The following is an 18,360-nucleotide window of genomic DNA, read 5'->3' on the forward strand; positions in this document are numbered from 1 at the left end:
CCCTTTTCTGCGACCGGTCGTTCAGCCGGCGTTCTCGACGACGATCGCGACACCCTGGCCGCCGCCGCAGCACGCCGACGACACGCCGAACTGCAGCCGCGCCTCCTGCAGCGCGCGCGCCACCGTCGTCGTCAGCCGCACGCCGGACGCACCCAGCGGATGGCCGATCGCGATTGCGCCGCCATGCACGTTGGCACGCTCGCGGTCGAGCCCCAGTTCGCGCTCGCACGCGAGATATTGCGCGCCGAAGGCTTCGTTGATCTCGACGCGCCCGAACTCGCCGACGGTGAGTCCGGCCTTCGCCGCTGCGGCACGGATCGCCGGCGCCGGCCCGATGCCCATGATCTCCGGCGGCACCGCCACCGACGCTGCCGCGACGATGCGCGCCAGCGGGCGGATGCCGTGCGCGCGCACCCAGTCGCCGTGCGCGACGATCACCGCAGCGGCGCCGTCGACGATTGCCGAACTGTTGCCGCCGGTCTGCACGCCGCCGAACGCCGGTTTCAGTTTTTGCAGCGCGTCGAACGACGTCGGGCGCACATGGCCGTCCCGATCGCACACTTCAGCGCGGTCGGCGAGCTTCAGCGACCGGGCGTTGTAGCCGTCGAATTCCCATTTCGCATTGACGACCGGCGTCACCTCGCCGGCGAACCAGCCCGACTCCCACGCCGCGACGGCGCGTGCAAAGCTCTGCTCGGCGAAGCGGTCGACCTCCTCGCGCGAAATGCCGTAGCGCTTTGCAAGGTTCTCGGCGGTGTCGCCCATGCTCGCGCCGGGCGCAGTGTCCTTCGTCGCTTCCCACAGGAAGTCGCGGAAATCGAGCTGGCCCATGCGGAAACCGGCGCGGTGCGTGTACGCGGCGATCGGGTTGCGCGACATCGACTCGGTGCCGACACACAGCGCGACTTTCGCCTTGCCGAGCGTGATCTGGTCGGCGGCGGCGATGATCGTCTCGAAGCCGGTGCCGCACAGCCGCTGCACGAGTAATGCCGGCACCGCGGGATCTACGCCCGAATACAGGCCGATGTGGCGCGGCAGGAAATACGCGTCGAAGCTCGCCTGCGCCATGTTGCCGGCGACGATCGCGTCGATCTCAGTGGCCGGGATGCCGCTCCTGTCGAACAGCGCACGCGCCGCGAAAATGCCGAGATCGGTCGGCGACACGTCGCGCAGCACGCCGTTGTAGTCGGCGAAAGGCGTGCGGCTGCCGGCGACGAGCCAGATGTCGTCATAGCGCGCGACATGGGCCGCGGCTTGCGACGCGGCGTAGGAATTCGTTGTATTCATCGCTGTGCTCCCTGACCTTTGCGCTGCAGGAACTGGCCGATGCGCTCGGCGACTTCCGGGCCGGTCTGCGTGACCGCGGCGGTCAGCGACTCGACGAAGAAGCCGTCGTCGGCCGCCATGTTCTCGATGCGGGCGATCGATGTGACCATCGCCCAGTTCGCCATCGGGGCGTTCTCGGCAATCCGGCGCGCGAGCTGCTGCGCCTTCGCGAGCGCTTCGCCGGGGCCGACGAGGTAATGCGACAGGCCGAGGCGCTGGCCTTCGTCGGCATCGAGGATGCGTCCGGTCAGCATCATTTCGCCCATCCGCCCGGCGCCGAGGATCCGCGCGACCCGCACCGAGGCGCCGCCGCCGACGAAGATGCCGTGGCGCCCTTCGGGCAGCTGGTAGATCGTGTTCGGCTCGGCGACGCGCACGTGGGTCGCGGCCGCCAGCTCGAGGCCGCCGCCGATGACCGCGCCGTGCAGCGCGGCAACGACCGGAATGCCGCCGTTCTGGATGCGGCTGAACACGCGGTGCCAGCCCTGCGAGTGCTTCATGACGCCGAAAGGCTCGCGGTGCTGGTGCTCGGTCAAGTCGAGGCCGGCGCAGAAATGCTCGCCGTCACCAGCCAGCACGATAACTCGCGCGTCGTCGGGGACGGTCGCGAAAGCTTCGTCGATCGCGGCCAGCAGGCGGTCGCTGATTGCGTTGCGCTTGGCGGGGCGCGCCAGCGTAACGGTGTAGATGTCGTCCTCATACGAGGTTCTTACCAGTTGTTCGGTCATCAAAATGATCCTTTCGTGATTCATGCCGAAATTCTCCGGTCGGCGTCCGGCTACACGGTAACGACGGACTTGTCCGGCATCGCCGCGTACAGGGATTCGACGAGGTCGCTGCGCCGGGTCAGGACCGCGCGCTGGTTGATGTAGCCTTTGTCGGTGATCTCGCCGGCTTCGACCGACGGCGGCTCGGCCATCAGCAGTGCGCGGGTCGGACACATGGACGAGCCGCCGCCCGCCTGCGTCATCGCCGCCATGCCGAGGCGCACGCGGGCGAGCACCGCCGGGTTCGACAGCACCTGCTCGACCGGCGCATCGGCAGGCAGGCCCGGGCACAGGGAACGGCACTCGGGAATGTTGGGGAACACCAGCAGACCGATGTCGTCGCGGTCGTGGCCGGTGACGACGATGTCCTGCGCGACGGGCTTGAGCGCGTCGATGGCCTTCACGCGCAGCGCTCCGACATGCACCCAGGTGCCGGTCAGCAGCTTGAAGTCCTCGCCGACGCGACCGTCGAACAGCAGGCCCTGTTCCGGATGCGCCGGATCGACGAACTCGACCGCGTCGCCGATCAGGTAGAAGCCTTCGTCGTCGAAGGATTTCGCCGTCAGCTCAGGCTGCTTCCAGTAACCGGGGAACACGTTCGGCCCTCTGACCCGCACTTCGAGCTTGTCGGCCGAAGGCACCAGCTTCAGTTCGGTGCCGGGCACCGGCACGCCGATGACGCCCGAGCGCACCGCCTGGAAGTGACAGTCGGTCGCGAGCGGCGAAGTCTCGGTCGAGCCCCACGACGACACCATCGTGACGCGGCGGCCGGTCGCTTCCTCGGAGAGGTTCTCCAGCTCGGCCCACAGGTGCTGCGGCAGCGCGGCGCCGGCGTAGAAAATCAGCTTCAGGCGCTTGAAGAAGCTGTCGCGCAGCGCCTTGTCGCGACGCAGCACCGGCACCAGCATGTCGAACGCGCGCGGCACGCTGAAATAGATCGTCGGCGAGACGTCGCGCAGGTTGCGCAGCGTCCGGTCGAGCAGCGCCGGCGTCGGCTTGCCGTCGTCGAGATACATGCTGCCGCCAAAGCGCAGCACCATGTTGAAGTTGTGGTTGCTGCCGAAAGTGTGGCTCCACGGCAGCCATTCCATCAGCAGCGGCGGCTCGTCGACCAGGAAAGGCCACACCAGCTCCTTCGCGAGCTGGCTCGCACACAGCATGCGCTGGGTGTTGATGACCGCTTTCGGCGTGCCAACCGAGCCCGACGTGAACAGGAACTTCGCGATCGTGTCCGGGGTGATGCGGGCATATGCATCCATCACCGCGGCCTCGTCGCTTTCCGCCTCGATATCGGCGAACCGCAAGTAGCCAGCGGCCGATTCGCTGCCGCCCCCGGCGACGACGACGCCGTCGTGCAGCGGTCCGATCGCATCGATCGCGGCAGCGAAACGCCCGACCGGACCGGCATAGATGACGCCCGGCCGCAGCAGCTCGATGTTCGCCTTCAGCTTGGCGAAGTCCTTCGACATCAGCGAGTTGCCCGACGAGATCGCGCACGACGGCACGCCGATGTGCATCGCCGCGAGCATCAGCAGCGCATGCTCGATCGAGTTGTCGGAGAGGATCGCGACCGGCCGCTCGGCCGACAGGTTCTGGCCGAGCAGCCAGGTCGCGATCGCGACGACGCGGCGCCGCGCTTCGCCATAGCTGACCCGGTCCCACTCGCCGGCCGCGTTGCGCTCGGCGAGGAACAGGCGCTCGGGCGTGTCGCGCGCCCAGCGTTCGAGCCACTCGCCGACACAGCGCGCATAGCTGTCCGGCAAGGGAATCCCCGAACGCAGGATGCGGCTGCCGTCCGGGCGCGCCTCGACGTTCACGACCGGCCGGGCGAACATCGCGTCGATATCGGATATCACGGTGCTCATGGGATTTTCCGCCCGGTCCGGTTACTGCGGGATCATCTTGTATGCACCGCTCTCGATCTTCACGAGCACGTGCGAGCGTTCGTCGAGACCGAAATGGTCCGCAGGACTCATGTTGAACACGCCGTGGCTGCCGACGACCTCCTTGTTCGACTCGATCGCGTCCCGCAGCGCCGCACGGAACTGAGGCGTGCCCGGCCTGGCTGCCTTCAGCGCGACCGGGATTGCCTGTTCAATGAGGCGGAACGCATCGAACGCATGTCCCGCGAACGACGAGAACGAGCCCGCGCCGTAGGCGGCTTCGTACTTGCGCACGAGCTCGTGCCCGGCGGTTTTCGACGGGTGCGTGTCCGGCACCTGGTCCACGACGACGACCGGTCCGACCGGCATGATCACGCCCTCGGCGGCCTTGCCGGCGACTTTCAGGAAAGCCTGGCTCGCGGCCGCGTGCGTCTGGTAGATCTGCCCCTTGTACCCGCGCTCCCCGAGCGTCGTCTGCGGTAGTGCGGCGGGGCTTCCGGAGCCCACCACCAGCACCGCGTCGGGCCGCGCCGCGACCAGCTTCAGCACCTGCCCGCTGACTGAGGTGTCGGCACGCGCGTAACGCTCGACCGCCACCATTTTGATGCCCGTCGCCTCGGCGCGGCTCTTCACAGCGCCGAGCCAGTCTTCGCCGTAGGCGTCGGAAAAGCCGATGAAGCCGAGCGTCTTCACCCCGGTGGCTTTCATATGTGCAAGCAGCGCATCGGCCATCACGCTGTTCTGCTGCGGCGTACGGAACACCCATTTGTTGCGGTCCCCGGGCAGCGATACCGGACTGATCGCGACCTGCGGCGTCCCGCTCTCTGTAGCGACTTCGGCCATCGCGGCGGTGGCCGGCGTCGTCGACGAACCAACCAGCACGTCGACGCTGCTTTCCGTGACCAGCTTGCGCGCATTCTTCGTCGCGATCGACGGATCGGTCGCGTCGTCCAGCACGATGTAGTGAATTTTTTCCCCTGCGATCTGCGTCGGCAGCAGCGCGAAGACGTTTTTCTCGGGAATGCCGAGCGAGGCACCGGGGCCGGTCGCCGACAGTGAAACACCCACCGTGATATCGGCGACAGCCGGTTGAACGAACGACAGCGACGCGAACGAGCACAGGACTGCGAGCTTCTTGACTTGCATGGTCACTCCTCTGGTTCTGACTCCGGACTTCCCCGGGTCAATCGAACGGCGGCTGGACCGCTCTGGGTATCGCGCCGAAAGATGTCGGCGTGTCGCAAAGTTAGCAATGCCGAACCATCTTGTCAAACACTTGTTCAAGTAGTTTGTCAGAGGATGCTGCAAAGCGGACGGACTGCAGCACGCGACGATTCGACGCGACGCAGGCACCCGTTATGCAGGGGCGTCCCCGGCCATTGCTCGCTATCATTGCGGCCCCGATGCACTGCAGGATTCCGGATGGCACCGAAAACGACTTCCGCTGACGACACGCCAGAACTCGACCCCGAGCAGGCGATACTGCGGCTGGCGCGGGAGGAGCCCGAGCTCGGGCAGGCTGCGGTGGCGGCGCGGCTGGGGCGCTCGGGGATGCGGATTTCAGCGTCCGGCGTGCGCTACCTGTGGCAGAAACACGGGCTGGAGACGGCGGCGAAGCGTCTGCAGGCACTGATGCGCGATTCGGATCGCGGCCTCGCGGCACTGAGCGACGGCCAGCGCCGGCTGCTCGAGCGCGCGACGCTGAGCGCGCAGGCGGCCCGCGGGCCGTCCGGAGGTGAGGCCGGGGCGCATGACGAGCCGCTGGACCGGCGCCAGGTGATCCTCAACGCGGCTGCCGAACTGTTTTCGGAACAGGGCTACGACCGTGCCTCGATCCGCGATATCGCGAACAAGGCCGGATTGCTCGCCGGATCGGTCTATCACCACTTCGCGTCGAAGGATGAGTTGTATCTGGCGGTGCACCGCGAAGGTTTCCGCGACGTCATGGAAGCGGTGCAGCGCGCCGTCGACAGCGCGAGCGACCCGTGGGAACGCCTCACGCGCGCGTGCGAGGTGCATGTGCATCTCATCGTCGGCGGCTCGCCGGTGCACCGCGTAACCGGCCACAGCCTGGCGCTGATCGGCCACGATACGCTGCTGGCAAAAATCCGGCCGGTGCGCGACGCTTACGAAGATCTGTACCGCGGGCTCATCGACGCCCTGCCCGTCGCGCCGGGCACCGACCGCTCGCTGCTGCGGCTGACGCTGCTCGGCGCGATGAACTGGGTATACCTGTGGTACCGCGAGGGGCGGCGGTCGCCGCAGGAAATCGCGGCGACGATGGTGGGAATGCTGCGCTGGGGCACCAGCCCGCGGTAGCGGGCGCTGCCCGCGCGCCGCGCGAACGCGGCGCGCGGCGGGCTCAATCGGAAATGGCGCCCGATTCCGCGGCGAACGGCAGCGGCAGCTCCTCCGTCGGAGCGTGCGCCGCGCTGCGGGCGACCAGCGATACCGCGAACGCCGCGATCGCGCCGGGGATCGCGAAGAACATGAAGTTGTATTCCAGAGGCATCGCCATGCCGAGCAGCGTGCCGCCGAGGATCGGACCGACGATCGCGCCGCTGCGCCCGACGCCGGAGGCCCAGCCGATGCCGGTCGAGCGGATCGCCATCGGGTAGAACTGCGCGACGTACGCATAGAGCAGGATCTGCGATCCGATCGTCGTCGCGCCGGCCGCGGCCACCAGCAGGTAGAGCACGGCAGTCGGGCTCTTGAAACCGAGCAGGCTGATCGAGAACGCGGCGATGACGAAGAACACCATCAGCACGGTCTTCAGGTGCAGCCGGTCGGCGATGAAGCCGCCCCCGACGGCGCCGAAAATCGCACCGAAATTGAGCACCAGCAGGAACGACAGGCTCGAGCCGAGCCCGTAGCCCGCCTGGGTCATCAGCTTCGGCAGCCAGGACGCGAGCGCGTACACCATCAGCAGGCACATGAAGAACGCCAGCCAGAACATCAGCGTGCTCAATGCGCGTCCGTTCTTGAACAGCGCGACCAGCGACACGTGGGCGGTCTTGCCGGTCGGCATCTCGTAGCGGTCGCCGATCCGCGCCGCGAAGTTCGGCTCGACCCTGCCGAGCAGTACGCCCGCTTCGGCATCGCGCTTCGCATGCAGCAGGAAGCCGATCGACTCCGGCAGCGCGTAGAGGATCACCGGCAGCAGCAGCAGCGGAATGCCGGCGACGAAGAACACCGACGGCCAGCCGAAATTCGGGATCAGGTACATGCCGAGGCCGGCCGACAGCATGCCGCCCACCGAATAGCCGCTGAACATGATCGCGACCAGCGTCGTGCGCAGCTTTTTCGGCGAGTACTCGGTCATCAGCGCGACCACGTTCGGCATCACCCCGCCGATACCCAGCCCGGCGAGGAAGCGGCAGATCGCGAACTCGGTCGGCGTCGTCGCGAAGCCGTTTATGAACGTGAAGAAACTGAACAGCACGACGCAGATCGCGATCACCCGCTTGCGCCCGAACCGGTCGGACAACGGGCCGAAGATCAGCGCCCCGAACATCATCCCGAACAGCGCGTAGCTGCCGAGCGTGCCGGCCTGCAGCGGCGTCAGGTCCCACTCTTTCATCAGCACCGGCAGCACGACGCCGTAGATCACCAGGTCGTAGCCGTCAAAAATGATGATCAGCGCACACCAGAACAGCACCTGCCAGTGAAAGCGGTTGAATTTCGCCTTGTCGATCAACTCGTGAACATCGATTTTCCGCATTGCCCTGTCTCCTGTTGGTTAAATCCTGTGCCACGCCGCTTCGTGAGGTGTCGGCGGGATCAATATCGAATTCGCCGCACGGTGCGCGCCGTGCGGCCCGCGTCGAATCGCGTCAGCCTGCGCCGAGATGCTTGTGCAGGAGTTCCGGCTGCGCGCGCAGCTCCGCGCTCGAGCCTTCGAACGCGACCTTGCCCTTGACGAGGATCACGTTGCGATCCGAAATCGACGTCACCGCGGCGTGGTTCTTGTCGATGACGATCGTCGCGATGCCGGTCGCGCGGATCTGGCGGACGATGTACCAGATCTCTTTCGCGATCAGCGGCGCCAGGCCTTCGGTCGCCTCGTCGAGGATCAGCACGTCCGGGTTCGTCATCAGCGCGCGGCCGATCGTCAGCATCTGCTGCTCGCCGCCGGAGAGCTGCCCGCCACCGTTTGTCAGCCGTTCGCCGAGGCGCGGAAAGGTCTCCAGCACCCGCTCGTACGTCCAGTCCCGGCGTCCGTCGATACCCGGCTTGGCGGCCATCAGCAGGTTTTCCCGCACCGAAAGGTTCGGGAAGATGCCCCGCCCTTCCGGCACGTAGGCGATGCCCTTGCGCGCGATCAGATACGGCGCCGAACCGGTCATCGTCTTGCCGCGCACTGCGACGCGGCCGTGGCGCGGGCGAACGTGGCCGAGCATGCTGCGGATCAGCGTCGTCTTGCCCATGCCGTTGCGGCCCATCAGCCCGATCGTCTCGCCGCGGCGCACGACAAAATCGATGCCGTGCAGGATGTGGCTGCTGCCGTAGAAGGAATGAAGGCCTTCGGCTTCCAGCAAGGTTTCACTCATCGTCGGGTTCTCCTCCGCCCAGGTAGGCTTCCTGCACCGCGAGGCTCGCGCGGATCTGATCCGGCGGCCCGCTCTCGAGCACCTGCCCGGTCACCATCACGGTAATGACGTCCGCGACCGCGAACACCGCGTCCATGTCGTGCTCGACGAGCAGGATCGCGTGATCGGCCGACAGCTTCTGCAGCAGCGTCACCATCAGCTGCGACTCCTCCGAACCCATGCCGGCGAGCGGCTCGTCGAGCAGCAGCACCGACGGCGCGGTCGCGAGCACCATCGCGATCTCGAGCTGGCGCTGCTCGCCATGGCTCAGCGTCGCGGCGACGATGTCGCGCCGCGCCGCGAGTCCGGCCTGTTCGAGCGCACGATCGGCCGCGCTGCGCAGGTCGTCGTAGTTCTGTGCCCGCGAGAAGATATGCAATGCCCGCGGCGTGCGCGACTGCGCCGCGAGCCGGCAGTTTTCGAACGCCGTGAACGCCGGGAAGATGTTCGTGCGCTGGTAGCTGCGCCCGATCCCGGCGCGCGAGCGCCGGTCCGGGCTCCAGCCCGAAATATCCTGCCCGCGGTAGAGAATCTGCCCGCCCGACGGCGGCAGATCGCCCGACAGCAGGTTGATCAGCGTCGATTTCCCGGCGCCGTTCGGCCCCAGCACCGCGTGCAGTTCACCGCGATGCATGTCGAGCGACACGTCCTTGTTTGCGGCCAACCCGCCGAACTGGCGCGACAGGCCGCGCGCAGCCAGTACCAATTCACCCATTCGAGCCACCTCCCAGAAGCAGGCGGCGCAGCCGCTGCGTCAGGCTCGCCAGGCCGCCCGGCAGCAACATCACCACCAGAACGATCACCGTGCCCATCAGGAACTGCCAGTGCTTGGTCAGCGCCGAGAACACCTCCTGCAGCACGACGAACGCGAACGCGCCGATCGCAGCACCGTTGAGGGTGCCCATGCCGCCCAAAATCACCATCAGCAGCACGTTGCCCGACTGGTGCCACGACAGGATCTCCGGCGTCACGAAGCCGAACTGGCACGCCGAGAGGAACCCGGCCACGCCGGCCAGCGCGCCCGCGATGACGAAACCGGCGAGCTTGTACAGGAACACCGGGAAGCCCAGCGACAGCATGCGGTGCTCGTTGCTCTTGATCCCGGCGAGCGCGTGCCCGAGCGGCGAGCGCAACAGGATGCGCAGGAACACGTACGTCGCGACCAGCAGCAGCAGCACGACGTAGTAGAAGTGCCCTGCGTCGCCGAGGTCGAGCAGCTGCGTCTCGCCGATCCGCAGTTCCGGCTTGAAGTTGATGAACACGCCGTCCGACCCGCCGCCGAGCGGAGAGTCGTGGAACACGAAGTAGATCATCTGGGCGAACGCGAGCGTCACCATGATGAAATAGATCCCCTTCGTGCGCAGCACGAACAGGCCAACGACGAACGCGGCGACGGCCGCTGCGAGCACCGCAGCCGGCAGCACGAGCCACAGGCTGGACGGGTCGTACTGCGGCGACACCAGCACCACCGCATACGCGGCGATGCCGAAGAACGCGGCGTGGCCGAAGCTGACGAGGCCGGTGAAACCGACCAGCAGGTCGAGGCTCATGGCGAAGATCGCCATGATCATGATCTTCGTCAGCAGTTCACTGTAGTAGTCCGAGCCGAACAACGGGAAAACCGACAGCACCAGCAGCGTCGCCAGCAGGGCGGCGCGCGGGGTCTTGATGGCTGAAGACATGGTCATATCCTCCGGAAGATGCCTTCGGGCCGCCACAGCAGCACCGCGGCCATCAGCAGATAGACGGTCAGTCCGGCGTAGTCGGGGATGATGACCTTGCCGAACGTGTCGGCGAGGCCGATCAGCAGCGCCGCGACGAGCGCGCCCCATACCGAACCGACGCCGCCGATGACGACGACGACGAAACAGATGATCAGCACCTGGTTGCCCATGCCCGGATAGACCGACGACACCGGCGCCGCGAGCATGCCGGCGAACGCGGCGAGCGTGACGCCGAGCGCGAACACGAGGCGGTAGATGAGATCGATGTTGATGCCGAGCGACTGGACCATCTCGCGGTTGCTGCTGCCCGCGCGAATCATCATGCCGAGCCGGGTGTGGCGGATCAGCCAGTACATCAGCACCGCGAGCACGATACAGACCGCCGACATGAACAGCCGATATACGGGATAGCTGAGGGTCTCGCTGAGCTGGATCGACGCCGAAAGCATCTCGGGAATCCGCACGCCGTGCACGTCGTCGCCGACAATCATGCTGCGTATCTCCTCGAACACCAGGATCAGGCCGTAGGTCAGCAGCACCTGATCGAGGTGGTCCCGCTTGTAGAGCCGGCTGAACAGTCCCCACTCGAGCAGGAATCCGATCAGCGCGCTGAGCGCGATGCCGAGGAGGATCGCGACGAAGAGATTGCCCGTCGCCGAGGTCAGCGCGAACGCCATGTAGGCGCCCATCATGTAGAAGCTGCCGTGGGCGAGGTTGATGATGCCCATGATGCCGAAAATCAGGGTCAGTCCGCTGGCGACGAGGAACAGCAGCAACCCGTACTGCAACGCATTCAGTAGCTGAATCAGGAAGGTCGTCAAGTCCATGAAGGCTCCAGTCCGGGCCGCCGCGAAGGCGCCCGGATGACGGCGAGGCGAGGGGGTGGAGCCGCAGATGCGGCCCCGCACAGAGAGGATTACATGCGGCAGCCGCGCGCCGGGTCGGCCAGCGCCTTCGCTGCCACCGCCACGACCTTGTTTTCCTTCCCCTCGACCTTGCGCAGGTAGATGTCCTGCACCGGGTTGTGGGCCTTCGACAGCGTGAACTTCCCGCGCGGGCTGTCGATCGTCGCGGACTCCATCGCCTTGACCAGCTCGTCGCGCTTGCCGACGTCACCCTTGACGGCCGCAAGGCCTGCGGCGAAGAGCTGGGCGGCGTCATAGCCCTGCACCGCATAGACGTCCGGCTGCATCTTGAACGCGGATGCGTAGGCAGCGCGGAACTCCTTGTCCTTCGGGATATCCAGGCCGTCGGCGTAATGCAGCGTCGTCAGCAGGCCCTCGGCGGCATCGCCCTGGGCCTCGAGCGTGCCGTCGGTGAGGAAGCCCGATCCGTACAGCGGGATCGTGCTCTTGAGTCCTGCCGCCGCGTAGTCCTTGACGAACTTGACCGCGCCGCCGCCGGCGAAGAACACGAACACCGCGTCCGGCTTGAGCGCCGCGATTTCGGTCAGGTACGGCTGGAACTCGACGTTCGGGAACGGCAGGTACAGCTCCTTGACGACCTTGCCGCCGGCCTTCTCGAACGCTTCCTTGAAACCCGCCACCGACTGCTCGCCGAACGAATACTTCCAGCTCAGCGTGACGACGTTCTTGTGCTTGCGCTCGGCCATCACGTTGCCCATCGCATAGGCCGGCTGCCACGCCGAGAACGAGGTGCGGAAGATGTTCGGCGCGCACAGCGGGCCGGTGATCTCGTCGGCGCCGGCGTTCGGCACGATCAGCAAGGACTTGGTCTCGCGCGCCACGCGCGCCATCGCCAGCGCGACACCGGAGTGCACCGTGCCGACGAGCACGTCGACGTTGTCGCGCTTGATCAGCTTGTTCGCATTCTCCGGCGCCTTCGCCGCATCCGACTCGTCGTCGACGGTGAAGTATTCGACCTCGCTCCCACCGAGCTTGCCGCCGCCCTGCTCGACCGCCAGCTTGAAACCGTTGGTGATCGCATTGCCGAGCGCCGCGTAGGTGCCGGTATAAGGCAGCATCAGCCCGACCCGCACTTTCCTCGCGCCCTGCGCGAACAACGGCGCAGACGGCAGCGCCAGGCCTGCCGCGACCGCGGCGCTGGACAGAAGAAACTGGCGACGATTGACTTCATGACTCATGGCAACACTCCTCCGGTGATTGGCCGCTCATTCGGCGCGTTACGTTTTTTATTTGGATCGTGATGTTACACGGAGGACGCGGCGCGCAGCTTGAATCGCTGGATTTTTCCGGTCGCGGTTTTCGGCAATTCGTCGACGAATTCGAGCCAGCGCGGATACTTGTACGGCGCGAGTTTCGATTTCACGTGCAGCTTGAGTTCGTCGCCGAGGCCGGTCGACGGGCGCAAGCCGGGCTTGAGCACGACGAACGCGAGCGGCTTGATCAGGCCGTCGACGTCGGCCTTGCCGACGACCGCCGCTTCGAGCACCGCCTCGTGAGTGATCAGCGCAGACTCGACCTCGATCGGCGACACGTAGATGCCGCCCACCTTGAGCATGTCGTCGTTGCGGCCCGCGTAGGCGAAGTTGCCGTCCGCGTCCTGGCTGTACTTGTCGCCGCTGCGCGTCCACTGCCCCATGAAGGTGTCGCGGCTCTTGCTGCGGTTGTTCCAGTAGAACGCCGCGCTGGTCGGCCCGCGCACCTGCAGTTCGCCGGATTCGCCGGGCGCAACTTCTTCGCCGTCGTCGCCGATGAGGCGAAGCTCATAGCCGGGCACCGGCTTTCCGCTGGTGCCGTAGCGCGCCTCGCCGTGCCGGTTCGACAGGAAGATGTGCAGCATCTCGGTCGACCCGAGGCCGTCGAGGATCTCGACGCCGAAGTGCTCCGTCCAGCGCTTGCCCACTTCGGCCGGCAGGGCTTCGCCCGCGGAGGCGCAGCGGCGGATCGATACTTCATCGCGCCCGGGAAGTTCCGGGCTGGCGAGCATCGACGCGTACAGCGTCGGCACGCCGCAATACACCGTCGGCTGGTGCTGGCGCAGCACGCGGGAGACGGACGCGGGCGTCGGGCGTTCAGCCATCAGCACTGCCGTCGCGCCCGCCGCCAGCGGAAAAGTCAGGCCGTTGCCCAGACCGTAGGCGAAGAACAGCTTGGCGGCGGAGAACACGACGTCGCTTTCCTGCACGCCGAGGATCGGCCGCGCGTACAGCTCGAACGTGTTGATCAGGCTCGAATGCAGATGGACCGTCCCCTTCGGCGCACCCGTCGAGCCCGACGAGTACAGCCAGAAACAGGGGTCGTCGGCACACGTCGGCGCGGCTTCGAACGGCGGGCGCGGTGCGGCCACGAGATCGGCAAAATCGAGATGGCTGCCCCTGACGCCTTCATCTCCGCCGGATACGACGACGTTCTTGACGAACGGGCTCTGCTCGATCGCATTCGCGAACGCCGGCAGCAGCAGCGACGACACCACCAGCACGCGGGCGCGGCTGTCCCGCAGCATGTAGCTGTAGTCGGACGCGGTCAGCAGCGTGTTGATCGGCACCGGGACGACGCCGGCCTTGATGCAGCCGAGAAACGCCACCGGAAAATCGACCGTATCGAGCAGGCACAGCAACACCCGCTCTTCCATGCGCACGCCCAGTTCACCGAGTGCGTGGGCGAAGCGGTCGACCCGCTCGGCCAGCTGCGCATAGGTGTATTGGCCGGCGTCGTCGATCACCGCGATCTTGTTGCCGCGGCCGGCGCGCAGGTTGCGCTCGATCAGGTCATGGGCAGCGTTGTAGTCGCGCGGAATCGTGATGTGCGGGGGGCTCGACGTGTGGTCTGCGGTACTCAGTTCTGGCATGGTCTCTTCTCCAATTGGACTCGATTGACGATTTCTTTCACCGACGCGATCCGAGTCCCGCCCAATCGTTTCGACCCGCCGCGTCGATGCCGCGCGTTCACGCAGTGGCGCAGTGGCTAGCGGATCGTCATGCCGCCGTCAGCTGCCAGTATTTGTCCGGTGACGTAGCTCGACGCGTCGGAGGCGAAGAACAGGAATACCGGTGCGATCTCTTCCGGTTCGGCCCAGCGGCCGAGCGGAATGCGGTCGAGATACTTTTCCTTGAAGCGCTCGTCGGTGCGGATGGTTTCCGTCATCGGCGTCGCCGCGCCCGGTGCGATCGCGTTGGCCGTGATGTTGTAGCGCGCGAGCTCCTTCGCGGTGCTCATCGTCATGCCGACGATGCCCGCCTTCGCGGCACTGTAGTTGATCTGCCCGATCGTGCCCAGCAGGCCCGCTGTCGAGGTGACGTAGATGATGCGGCCGTACTGACGCTCGATCATGCCGCCAACGACCGCCTGAAGACAGTTGAATGCGCCGGTCAGATGCACGCCGAGGACCTGCTGCCACTGCTCGGGCGTCATCTTGTTGAGCATCGCGGTGCGCGTGATGCCGGCGTTGTTGACGAGAATGTCGACGCGTCCCCATTTGGCCGTGACCTGCTCGGCCATCGCCAGCACCTGGTCGCGGTTCGACACGTCGCACGCGACGCCGAGCGCCTCGCCACCGTTCGCGACGATCTCGGCCGCAACGGCATTGGCGGCGTCGATGTTCAGATCGATCACCGCCACTTTCGCGCCCTCGCGGGCGTAGGCCCTCGCCACCGTGGCGCCGATGCCCTGCCCGGCGCCGGTGACGATGGCGACTCTGTCCTTCAATTGCATGTCTGCTCCCCTTGTTGCGGACGCGACTGTTCGAATTAGGTGCAGCCAGGGATTTCGCTCTCTCCCGCGCGAAAAAAAACGGGGTGGGTTAAAGACGGATTACCGTCGCCCCCACCCCGAGAAGGGAGAGACTTTTGACTCTAGGACTGCGGCTTGGCCAGGACCTGCTCGGCGAAGGCGTCGTTGAACGCATGGCCTTCGGCGACGAGCTGGCGGAACTTGATGAAGTCGATGACGTCCTTGCCCGTTGCCTTCTTGTTGTTGAAGGCGGTGAAGCCGAGGTACGCCTCGTGGTTCATGTTCGCGGCGAGCCAGTGGCGGTTCGGGGTCTTGAGCTGGTCCCAGAAGAACTTCTTCTTGCCGCGAATGCCTTCGATCGACTTGATCAGGCATTGCGGGAAGAGGTTCGTGAACTTCCACACCAGCGCATTGACGGCTTCGTCGAGCTTCGCGAAGTCGGTCGTGCATTGCGCGATCAGTTCCTTCGCGGCCTTGGCCTTGTCGGCTGCGACGGGCTCGCCGTAGACCAGCTCGCCGTCATCGACATACGCGTCGGTGCGGACCAGCGGGTTGCGGACCCATTCGCCGTCCTTTTTCAGCACCGGCACGACCTTCGTGACGAGGTTCTTCGCCTTCATCTTGTACGCGCTCCACGGCTCGCACGAGACGCAGTTGTACATCGCGTCTTCCATGTTCAGCATCCACGGCAGGAAGTCGGTCGAGCCGCCGTCGGGCGCGCTGCCGTGCTTCGGGCCGGCCTGACCGAACACCGCCATGTCGGAGGTGATCGTGAGGTCGGTCGCCATGCCGATTTCCTGGCCGCCGCCAACGCGCATGCCGTTCACACGGCAGATCGTCGGCTTCTTGCAGTTCAGGATGCCATCGACCATCGCGTTGAAGAGGTCCATGTACTCGCCGTACTCGTTCGGGCGCTGTGCATAGTAGGACGCGTACTCGGCGGTGTTGCCGCCGGTGCAGAACGCCTTGTCGCCGACGGCGGTGAACACGGCCGCGACGATCGTGCGGTCGGACGACGCACGCTGGAAGCCGGCGATGATCGCCTTCACCATCTCGGTGGTGTAGGAGTTGTACTGCTTCGGGTTGTTCAGAATGATCCACGCTGCGTACAGGCCGGGAACCACGTTGCCCTGCGGATCCGTCACCGGGCGCTTCTCGAACAGGACCGAGGGAGCCTCGGTGCCGAAGTGCTCTTCGCCCAGCAGGGCGTGATCCTTGATTTCGTTGTCGCGGGGCAGCCAATCGAGTGCCATGAAATGTCTCCTGTTTTTACGGTGGTCAGCGTGGTTCAGAAATCGGGCGTCAGGATGACGCGTCGCTTGAGTTTGCCGTGGTGCGCCTCGTCGAACACGTGTTCGATCTGGCTCATCGGGCGCGTCTCGACGAACGGTCCGAGCTGGATGCGGCCGTCGAGGCACATGTCGCGCACGGCGGCATAGCGGTCCGGCGGGCAGCCCCAGGTGCCGATGATTTCGGCATCGAAGGCCATCAGCTTCGACAGCATGTAGTTCGTCTCGGCCGTGCCGTAGCCGACGATGACGAGCTTGCCGGTGAAGGACAGCAAGGACAGCGCCAACTCCTGGCCGGGCTTGCTGCCGGTGACCTCGAAGATCTTCCAGCCGTAGTTCGACGGCAGGCCGCGCTCCTTGCAGAAGCCCTTGAAGAGCTCCTTCACTTCCTTTGCGCTCTTGTCCTTCGGGTTGATGATGAAATCGGCGCCGAAGCCCTTCATCATCTCGAGCTTTTCTTCGTTGATGTCGATGCCGATGACGGCCTTCGCACCCATGCCTTTCGCAGTCTGCACCATGAAGCTGCCGACGCCGCCGGCGGCACCGACGACGATCACGAGGTCGTCCTTCTTCAGGTCCGCACGCACGGCAGCCTGGTAGGGCGTCGTCACCGCGTCGGCGACCACCGCGAGATGCTCGAGCGGCGTGTCGCCGCGGTTCTCGACCACGCACAGGTACTTCGACTGCGCGACGATGTGGCTCGAATAGCCGCCATAGATGCCCATCGAGTTGCCCGGCATCTTCTGCGCGAGGCAGCGGTTGCCGCGACCCGTCTTGCACAGCTCGCATTCACCGCACGGGATCACCGCCGGAACGATGACTTCCTTGCCGATCATCGACGCCTCGCCGCCGATGACGACGCCGGAGATTTCGTGGCCGAGCGACAGCGGCGGCTTCTGCACCGTCGGCACGCCCATGTAGAAATACGACAGGTCGGTGTGGCACACGCCACAGCCGGCGATCTTCACGACGACGTCGCCCGCTCCGAGTTCGGGCATCGGCACGCGCGTCTTTTGCAGCTTGCCCGGCTCGGTCATCTGCCAGGTATCGATGAATTGCGGAATCACGCTTGTCTCCATTAGATCAGTGTCGTTCGATCGATCGCAGCGGTCAGCGGTCACGCCACACCGGCTTGCGCTTTTCGAGGAAAGCGGCAAGGCCTTCTTTCGCATCCTCGGTCACCATCAGTTCGTTCAGATAGATGTTCTCGGCGACATCGAGCGCCTGCCCGAACGGCTTGCCGCTGGTCGCGCGGATCGTCTTGCGCGTGCTCACCAGCGCGGCGCGCGACAGCGCGAGATACGGCGCGACGAAAGCCTGCACGTCGGCGGCGAAAGTTTCCTTCGCGAAGACGCGATTCACGAGTCCGATCGCACGGGCTTCCTCGGCCGCGATGTTCTCGCCGCCGAGCAGCAGTTCCATCGCCCGCGCCGGCGGCACCAAGCGCGGCAGCAGCACCGCCGCGATCGGCGGGAACACCGCGAGCTTGATTTCGGGCTGGCCGAACTTGGCATTCGCCGCGGCGACGATCATGTCGCACGCGATCGCCACTTCCATGCCGCCACCGAGCGCCGCGCCATTGACTGCCGCGAGCGTCGGCACGGGCAGCTCCTGCAGGCGGCGGAAAATGCCGTGGAACACTTCGATCATGCGGTCGACCTTGTCCGGCGTGTGGTCCGCGACCTCGACACCGGCCGAGAACGCCTTTTCACCGGCGCCGGTGATCATCAGCAGCTTGACGTCGCTCGCCGCGAGGCACTGGTCGAGCGCGACGTTGACCTCTTCCATCGTCGGAATGTCGAGGACGTTGAACGGCGGCCGGTTGATCGTCAGCGTCGCCAGGCCATTGGCGACGCCGTAGGTGATGAACTTGAATTGCGCTTGCGTCATGTTGTCTCCCGTTTCCCGTTTCCCGTTTCCCGGGACGTGCGGTTGGATCGTGTTCAGTTTTCGTTCTTTATCTGCAGGCGGTACGGGCACACGGCGTCGCAGTCCGCACAGCACACTTCGCCGTCACAGCTGATGTGCCACAAGTCGGCGCCGCAATTCGTGCAGCGGCGTTTGGCCTCCGCCGAGATCGTCGGGCGGAGTTCCTCCGCCGACCAGAAATCGATGACTTGTCCCACGTCG

Annotated in this window: 17 protein-coding genes; 1 reads left to right on the forward strand and 16 read right to left on the reverse strand. The window is 65.8% G+C overall.

The annotated features are described in order from the left end of the window. Positions 1–21: 21 nt before the first annotated feature. The 4 genes from GO606_RS04690 to GO606_RS04705 are packed head-to-tail and all read right to left on the reverse strand — an operon-like array spanning position 22 to position 5,122. On the reverse strand, positions 22–1,287 hold the full coding sequence (locus tag GO606_RS04690; protein WP_169117211.1) for a thiolase family protein: 1,266 nt from the start codon (positions 1,285–1,287) through the stop codon (positions 22–24). Next, on the reverse strand, positions 1,284–2,054 hold the full coding sequence (locus GO606_RS04695) for a crotonase/enoyl-CoA hydratase family protein (protein ID WP_169117266.1): 771 nt from the start codon (positions 2,052–2,054) through the stop codon (positions 1,284–1,286). The genes GO606_RS04690 and GO606_RS04695 overlap by 4 nt, the downstream gene beginning before the upstream one ends. 50 nt (positions 2,055–2,104) lie before the next feature. Beyond that, positions 2,105–3,958 carry a feruloyl-CoA synthase gene (locus GO606_RS04700; RefSeq protein WP_169117212.1) on the reverse strand — a complete coding sequence of 618 codons (1,854 nt, stop codon included), beginning with the start codon at positions 3,956–3,958 and terminating at the stop codon, positions 2,105–2,107. Positions 3,959–3,979: 21 nt separating this feature from the next. Then, on the reverse strand, positions 3,980–5,122 hold the full coding sequence (locus tag GO606_RS04705) for an ABC transporter substrate-binding protein (RefSeq protein ID WP_169117213.1): 1,143 nt from the start codon (positions 5,120–5,122) through the stop codon (positions 3,980–3,982). A gap of 276 nt (positions 5,123–5,398) precedes the next feature. Between GO606_RS04705 and GO606_RS04710 the strand changes: the two genes are divergently transcribed. Beyond that, positions 5,399–6,295: a TetR/AcrR family transcriptional regulator gene (locus GO606_RS04710; RefSeq protein WP_169117214.1), complete on the forward strand. Its 897-nt coding sequence runs from the start codon at positions 5,399–5,401 to the stop codon at positions 6,293–6,295. A 43-nt stretch (positions 6,296–6,338) separates the two neighbouring features. On the opposite strand, the gene GO606_RS04715 is transcribed toward GO606_RS04710, so the two are convergent. From GO606_RS04715 to GO606_RS04770, 12 genes are all read right to left on the reverse strand, one after another. Further along, the gene (locus GO606_RS04715; RefSeq protein ID WP_169117215.1) at positions 6,339–7,697 is read right to left on the reverse strand and encodes an MFS transporter; all 1,359 of its coding nucleotides are present in this window, start codon (positions 7,695–7,697) and stop codon (positions 6,339–6,341) included. Between the two features lie 112 nt (positions 7,698–7,809). Further along, a complete protein-coding gene (locus tag GO606_RS04720; protein ID WP_169117216.1) occupies positions 7,810–8,526 on the reverse strand; it encodes an ABC transporter ATP-binding protein in 717 nt (238 codons plus the stop codon). Further along, complete coding sequence (locus GO606_RS04725; protein WP_169117217.1) at positions 8,519–9,280, reverse strand: ABC transporter ATP-binding protein; 762 nt, start codon at positions 9,278–9,280, stop codon at positions 8,519–8,521. The genes GO606_RS04720 and GO606_RS04725 overlap by 8 nt, the downstream gene beginning before the upstream one ends. Further along, entirely contained in the window at positions 9,273–10,247 is a 975-nt protein-coding gene (locus GO606_RS04730) for a branched-chain amino acid ABC transporter permease (RefSeq protein ID WP_211166485.1), read from the reverse strand. Before GO606_RS04730 ends, GO606_RS04725 begins: the two co-directional genes overlap by 8 nt. A gap of 2 nt (positions 10,248–10,249) precedes the next feature. Next, the gene (locus tag GO606_RS04735) at positions 10,250–11,116 is read right to left on the reverse strand and encodes a branched-chain amino acid ABC transporter permease (protein ID WP_169117218.1); all 867 of its coding nucleotides are present in this window, start codon (positions 11,114–11,116) and stop codon (positions 10,250–10,252) included. 89 nt (positions 11,117–11,205) lie between these two features. Continuing rightward, the gene (locus tag GO606_RS04740) at positions 11,206–12,393 is read right to left on the reverse strand and encodes an ABC transporter substrate-binding protein (protein ID WP_169117219.1); all 1,188 of its coding nucleotides are present in this window, start codon (positions 12,391–12,393) and stop codon (positions 11,206–11,208) included. A 65-nt stretch (positions 12,394–12,458) separates the two neighbouring features. Beyond that, positions 12,459–14,060, reverse strand: a complete 1,602-nt coding sequence (locus tag GO606_RS04745; RefSeq protein ID WP_169117220.1) for a benzoate-CoA ligase family protein — start codon at positions 14,058–14,060, stop codon at positions 12,459–12,461. A gap of 116 nt (positions 14,061–14,176) precedes the next feature. After that, complete coding sequence (locus GO606_RS04750) at positions 14,177–14,923, reverse strand: SDR family NAD(P)-dependent oxidoreductase (RefSeq protein WP_169117221.1); 747 nt, start codon at positions 14,921–14,923, stop codon at positions 14,177–14,179. A gap of 140 nt (positions 14,924–15,063) precedes the next feature. Continuing rightward, positions 15,064–16,194, reverse strand: coding sequence for a 6-oxocyclohex-1-ene-1-carbonyl-CoA hydratase (gene oah, locus GO606_RS04755; RefSeq protein WP_169117222.1), 1,131 nt, complete (start codon positions 16,192–16,194; stop codon positions 15,064–15,066). Between the two features lie 35 nt (positions 16,195–16,229). Next, positions 16,230–17,297, reverse strand: coding sequence for a 6-hydroxycyclohex-1-ene-1-carbonyl-CoA dehydrogenase (gene had / locus GO606_RS04760; RefSeq protein ID WP_169117223.1), 1,068 nt, complete (start codon positions 17,295–17,297; stop codon positions 16,230–16,232). 43 nt (positions 17,298–17,340) lie between these two features. After that, positions 17,341–18,120: an enoyl-CoA hydratase/isomerase family protein gene (locus tag GO606_RS04765; protein WP_169117224.1), complete on the reverse strand. Its 780-nt coding sequence runs from the start codon at positions 18,118–18,120 to the stop codon at positions 17,341–17,343. Positions 18,121–18,173: 53 nt separating this feature from the next. Continuing rightward, positions 18,174–18,356, reverse strand: a complete 183-nt coding sequence (locus tag GO606_RS04770) for a hypothetical protein (protein ID WP_169117225.1) — start codon at positions 18,354–18,356, stop codon at positions 18,174–18,176. Positions 18,357–18,360: the final 4 nt, after the last annotated feature.

The sequence above is a fragment of the Aromatoleum anaerobium genome, from assembly GCF_012910705.2.
Lineage (GTDB): Bacteria > Pseudomonadota > Gammaproteobacteria > Burkholderiales > Rhodocyclaceae > Aromatoleum > Aromatoleum anaerobium.